At 64.3% G+C, this 5,371-nt stretch carries 9 protein-coding genes; 4 read left to right on the top strand and 5 right to left on the bottom strand.

Annotated features, from left to right (window positions below; all coding sequences use genetic code 11):
* The 5 genes from MKK82_RS17945 to MKK82_RS17925 all read right to left on the bottom strand — a co-directional run.
* Positions 1–425: DMT family transporter (locus MKK82_RS17945; RefSeq protein ID WP_243986404.1), on the bottom strand; the 425-nt coding region annotated here is incomplete at its 3' end.
* Between the two features lie 152 nt (positions 426–577).
* Entirely contained in the window at positions 578–1,057 is a 480-nt protein-coding gene (locus MKK82_RS17940; RefSeq protein WP_243986403.1) for a hypothetical protein, read from the bottom strand.
* Positions 1,058–1,518: 461 nt separating this feature from the next.
* Positions 1,519–2,493 (bottom strand): hypothetical protein, encoded by a 975-nt coding sequence (locus MKK82_RS17935; protein WP_243986402.1) that lies wholly within the window; start codon positions 2,491–2,493, stop codon positions 1,519–1,521.
* 9 nt (positions 2,494–2,502) lie between these two features.
* Entirely contained in the window at positions 2,503–3,045 is a 543-nt protein-coding gene (locus tag MKK82_RS17930; RefSeq protein ID WP_243986401.1) for a DUF6932 family protein, read from the bottom strand.
* Positions 3,042–3,314 (bottom strand): hypothetical protein, encoded by a 273-nt coding sequence (locus tag MKK82_RS17925; RefSeq protein WP_243986396.1) that lies wholly within the window; start codon positions 3,312–3,314, stop codon positions 3,042–3,044. Before MKK82_RS17925 ends, MKK82_RS17930 begins: the two co-directional genes overlap by 4 nt.
* Before the next feature lie 74 nt (positions 3,315–3,388).
* Here MKK82_RS17925 and MKK82_RS17920 point away from each other — a divergent pair, with 74 nt between their 5' ends.
* From MKK82_RS17920 to MKK82_RS17905, 4 genes are all read left to right on the top strand, one after another.
* Positions 3,389–3,685, top strand: coding sequence for a hypothetical protein (locus tag MKK82_RS17920; RefSeq protein WP_243986394.1), 297 nt, complete (start codon positions 3,389–3,391; stop codon positions 3,683–3,685).
* Between the two features lie 11 nt (positions 3,686–3,696).
* Positions 3,697–3,966, top strand: coding sequence for a helix-turn-helix domain-containing protein (locus MKK82_RS17915; RefSeq protein WP_243986392.1), 270 nt, complete (start codon positions 3,697–3,699; stop codon positions 3,964–3,966).
* 84 nt (positions 3,967–4,050) lie between these two features.
* On the top strand, positions 4,051–4,332 hold the full coding sequence (locus MKK82_RS17910; RefSeq protein ID WP_243986391.1) for a hypothetical protein: 282 nt from the start codon (positions 4,051–4,053) through the stop codon (positions 4,330–4,332).
* A gap of 69 nt (positions 4,333–4,401) precedes the next feature.
* Positions 4,402–5,343, top strand: coding sequence for a hypothetical protein (locus tag MKK82_RS17905; protein ID WP_243986390.1), 942 nt, complete (start codon positions 4,402–4,404; stop codon positions 5,341–5,343).
* Positions 5,344–5,371 lie beyond the last annotated feature (28 nt).

Below are 5,371 nucleotides of genomic sequence, written 5' to 3'. Positions count from 1 at the left end.
GCCACCCCGGCCACCATGAGTAAGCCACCCAGGATCCGCCAGACGCTGGCAGGATGTCGTTCGAAGCCAACCCAGCCAAAGTTGTCCAGCACGATCGAGGTCACCACGCCGGCCGTGACGAGGAGGCCGAGGAATGGGGCGGCTCCGATCTGACGGGCTACGAGGAACTGAGCGAGGATGATGCAGCCGCCGAGGATCCCGCCGAGCCACGCCCACCACGGCATCGCCGCAGCCTGAGCCGCCGTCGGCCAGGCGAGCTTGCCTGAGAGAAGGCCGACGACGAGAATGCACGTCGCGGTGCCGGCGACCACGACGAGGCCGGCGGTCAGAGACTCGTCCAATCCCTTTGAGAGAGCACCGTTCTGCCCTGCCTGGATGGCATTGGCGACGCCAGCCAGCAGTACGAAGGCGTAGAGGTACCACATGGCTGAGATCTCAATCGGTGAGATCTTTAACTAGGGCAGCGTCGGTCAGGTCGGCTCACGAGTACCGGCGGCATGTCGTCCCGCCGCTACGCCCCTTTCCGCTCTCGGGATCGGATCCCGGCCCCAACGCCATTCTCGGAAATGCAGGAGGCTTAAAGCCAAGTTGCCTTCTCGATGGGGATGTTTTGGAAGTTGCCTTCTCGGAAGTCGCGGCCGACCTTCAGCCGAGCGAGCTTCACAGCCTTCTCGACGCTCAAGCCTTCGAAGCAGTGCACCAGCGCCTCGCCGATCACGTCCTCCCGCATGGTGCCGGTGAAGTTGGCGGGGAGGTGCCTCTTGATCTCGGCATAAAGGGCTTTGGGATCAGCCAACATCGCCGGCGCCGTTGGCGCCTCGAACGCCCCGCGTTCCGCGACTAGCTGAGCATGGCGCGCTGCGTGCGACTTCGACACTCGACGTCGGTTATAGGCAAGGTAAGCCTCGCCCTTGGCTGCCCGCCAGCGGCGATGATAGGCGGCATATTCCTCGCGGTGGGCCTGTCTCCAGCGCTTGTTCCAAGCTGCCCGGTATGCCTTGCCCCGGGCTATCGCCTCCGGGCTGTGCTTCGTGTTGGCGAGATAGCGTTTCCGCATCTCGGGCGTGATCTCACGGCGGGTGCGCTTACCGTCTGGGGTCCGCTCCCCCTTTGGCCGCGGCTTAACCCCAGCGTCCCGGCGTTTCGCTTCTCGGGCAACTCGCGCTCTGGCGTTCGCCTCCTCGCGGTTCTTTTCCCGCCACCGGCGCTGCTTCTCCAAGGTTCTTTGGTGACGCTCTTCGTCCGTCAAAAGTGATCGACGTGGCATCGGACCTCCCGCTGAGCGCTTCGAGGTCTGCCAATGTGTCGAGAAGCTGATGGAGACAGTTAAAAGACGGAGCGGACAAGTTTATCGATGCCGTCGAAAGCTGTGAAATCTGCTCTCGGTTCGGAGTGGCGGTCGGTAATGGCTGGGATTGGACGGACTGACACTGCCGACCGGGCCGAAAAGGGGGTGATTTCCTCCAAGCCCGGTTTTCGACGCAACCTATTGATCTGATTGGGCTTAGGGGTGTGTCCTTAAGCCCGTCGCCCAGCGTCGGCTGGTACTTGCTGATCGTCCGTCCCGACCGGTCGGGTCGCCACCAGCGTGTAGGAGAACCGCTCTTCGCCATTGCGCATCGTGGTTCGGCGAACCTTCAGCGTCGCCAGCTGCAGGCTGCCGGCGATGCCTTCGCGAACCGAGCCCTCGGGCGTCGCCAGCGTGTCGAAGCATTCTCGCGAGATCGGGCCTTTTTTCGCGGGCTGGCCGCGCTGATCGTGCAACTCGAACCGGCGCGCATCCGGCAACAGATACAGAATGCCGATGAAATTCTGGTTGTTCTCAAGAAAGTCGAGTTGAGCAGTGCGGGTGCGAGCGCGCGTGACCTCATCGCGGCTGATGGTGAAGTCGCGCTCGCCTTCTACGACGCGGACCGATGCGCCCTGCTCGTCGAGGAATGCGAAGAACGATTTAACCGAGTCCAGCACCTTCGGGTCCTGCGCGTCGGTAGCCTCATTGAATTCGTCCTGCCCGCCCTTGGCTGCGCTGTAGATGATGTCTACCGCAGCATCGAGGGCTGGTTTGAGGCTGGGCGCCTCCTCGGCCTCGCTCTCTGCCTCTTCTAAGACGAAGCCGAACGAGCCACGGACGACATCCTTGATGATGAGCTGCGACCGATCGCGATGGCGCAGGCGTCCGGCGCGGCCCACCGGCCCGCTGTCGGCGGCGTAGCGCGTAGAGACGACAGATTGGAAGCTGCTGAGGGCCTTGGTGCTGAAGTCGGCGGTAATGCCGCGAGATCCGATAACCGGGCGTCCGGCGAAGAACAGGCCGATCTCTGCCAGGGACTCCTCAACGTCTCCTAGCTCGCGGATCTGCTGCTCCAGCAATTCGCGGCGCTGATTGAACTGAAAGTAGCCGACGGGGTCGCGCTCGGGCGTGCGGCGGCCCAGCAGACCGGTGACGGCGGCGAGATCTGCGCGAAGCGTTTCAAGTTCCAGTCGCTTAGCCATGACCTGCCCTCACAGCAGTGCCCGTGCAGCGGCATCGTCCGACGCAAGCGGGATTTTTAGCATACCTTTCCACAGATGACTATTTCGTTGATGTGAGAATAAACTGCACCAGTACGTCGCGTCCTCAGCAATTAGGTCCGCATCTTTGTCGAGATCGATATAATAGGCGTCTGATTTAAAGTGCTGCTTGGTCCAAGCAGGATTGAACAATTGCTGATGTAAGTAAAAATACGCAGGCCATTGATCGTCTGGAACTGGGCGATATGCGAATGTGACAACATCGATATCGCCGGGTGATCGGCCACGAATGGTCTCTACGTCCTCACAGAAGCTACCGGCAATCCATTGGAAGCCGTTCACGATGCCGGCCTGTTGGAGGGCTCCACGGTAGGCCAAGAGACCTTCAAGGATCCGGGCCCGTTCGTCGCTCGTGGCGAACCGGTTGATCACCTCCTCTAGCGTTGTCTCGAACGGCGACAGACCGTCACGATCGGTTGCGCTCGCCCCGATGAAGGGCGGCAGGACGCGCGAGAGGTTGAAAGCCGGGATCACGCCTGCGGCTCGCCTGCGACGCTATCGTCCTCTGGATCAATGGCATTGGCGATGACGCTGCCATCTGAGCCGAACCGAGCCCCCTTGGCCTCAAGGGCCTGACGCAGCACGGCCAGCGTCGACGTGTTGACGGGCAAATCTGCCTCAGCACGAGTAACTGTGTTCGGGGAGACATTCGCGGCCTCGGCAATCTGCCGAACACTCAGACGCAACCCCGCCCGCGCCATCCGCGCTTGTGACCCGGTTATCGAAAATTGTGATACGGTCACAATAACGCTCTTGCGTACCAATCATGCTTGTGACAGGATACCAACATTGAGGAATTGAGCAAGGCGCTGACGCCATGTCCAACCGGTCAATTTCCTGGAATGCCGCCCTCCGTGACGTTCGCGCTGACCGCACTAAGGCGCCAGCAGGCCTCCTCTCGGCCAAGGCCCGCATCGACCTGACGGTGCGCACCACCCGGCGCCCCTTGTTCAAGGCCGGCCAGTTCGATCGCGCTGCCATCATGTCGGCTGCCGCCAAGGCCGCCCGCGCCCATCAGGAGCGGTTCGGCTGCACCTGGGGAGAGGCCATGTCAGTCTGCCTCACCGCCGCGTGGCGCGCCGCCAAGCTGGCCCGCCACATGGCCGCGCACTGAAAGGCACAGTGATGGCCGTCAGATCAGAACCGGAAGCAGAGCCGACCCGAGCGGCCCGTCCGGATACGCAGGCTCCCCGGCCGCTCGCCTATCGTCCGAAAGATGCTGCCACCGTGCTCGGCGTGAGCAAGTCCACGATTTACCAGATGATTGCCGATGGCGCCTTGCCCGCGCGAAAGCTGGGCGCAAGCACAGTCATCCTCCGCTCGGATCTGGTGGCACTCCTTGAAGCATTGCCGCTGACCGCCTCGGCAGCGAAGGCCCACACCTCCCCTGACTGAACGGTGCCCGCGCCGGCCTGATCGGCGCCCGCACCCCTTCATCTCCCCGACCCACCGCCACGAGCCCCACCAGGAGCGCGAACGATGTCCTATGCCCGCATCCCAAATTTCAGCCAGCCCGTCCCGGTTCGCAGCACCAGCGCCCGCACCGGCCGCCGTCAGATCCCGCTGGATCGCCGCTACCGCAACCTGCCCGACGAAACCCAGCCCGGCACCATCGAGCCCTGGCAGGCCGTCGCCCCGGTCCGGCCCGATACCGCGCACAGCCGCTCCCTGCGCTTCCTCGACGTGGCCGGCGAGCTGCTGGCCGCGGTCGCCATCATCGGCGGCGGGATCGTCCTGACCGGCCTCGCTTCCCTGCTCTGACCCGCCCGACGCGGCGGGCAGCCCGTCGCGCCTCCGTCCCCTGATCCCGTGATCCCTGGAGGCTTCCCTATGTCCTCGCTCAACCCGTTCCGCCGGCAGCAGCCCGACCGCCCGACCCTGCGCCAGCGCGCCGCCGGCCTGAAAGCCGGGCTCTCGCGCTTCTCCCGCAGCGCCTATCCGACTTCGATGCCCGGGACCGTCACCGCCGCCATTTCCGCCGCTGCAACCGAAGCTTCGGTCCTCTCGCGGATTGCACAGCACCGGCTCGCGCGGAACCGTTGGACCGACAGCGTTCTGCCGGCCGACCCGGCATGGCGGCGGCAGCACGGACGCGATCTATCAGCAGAGGCCGTGGCCGCCGCTGAAGCTGAGCGTGACGCTGCGGACGACCTCGTGACGGCAACGTGGAACAGCCTCTTTGCAGCACCGCCCGCTTCATCGGCCGAACTGCTAGCGCTGCTGCGACATGCCCAGCACTACGTCGACGAGGATCACGCCCCTGATGCCGCGATCGACCTGTCCGGCATGGTTCGCGCGATCGGGGATGCCGTCGAGGCTCTGCGCGCTCAGCCTCTCCCGGACTTTGAAGCCGAGCCCGGCACCACGTCGCCGGATCGCTTCCTGATCGACTTCGCGCCGACGCTGCTGCCGTTGCTGGACGAGGCCGATGTCGAGTGGGCTAGGGTCCATGTGCTCTACGAGCAGGCGGAGGCGGCCTGTGGAAAGGGTCCAGGACCCGGCATACCCGAGGGCGCATTCCGGGCTTACCAAGACAAGTTCGACGCGGCGCTCACCGCCAGTGGCTACCGCGCAAACTCGGAGGCGATACAGCCGCTCTACGAGCGCACCGAGGCCATGATCGGCTCGCTGATGAACGTGCCGGATCAGACGCTGGAGGGCCTGATCCTCACGCAGCCGACCGGCCAGACGCTCTCACACTTCAAGCACGACGCGCACAACGCCCTCACCAAGCTGGCGACGACCGAGCGGACGGAGATCCCAGCTGCCTGACCGACGCGCTCCACGAAACCTCCTACCC

It is taken from the genome of Methylobacterium sp. E-046 (assembly GCF_022829625.1).
Taxonomy (GTDB): Bacteria; Pseudomonadota; Alphaproteobacteria; order Rhizobiales; family Beijerinckiaceae; genus Methylobacterium; species Methylobacterium longum.
Note: the sequence above shows the minus strand (reverse complement) of the source record. Positions and strands in the feature narration are given on the sequence as shown.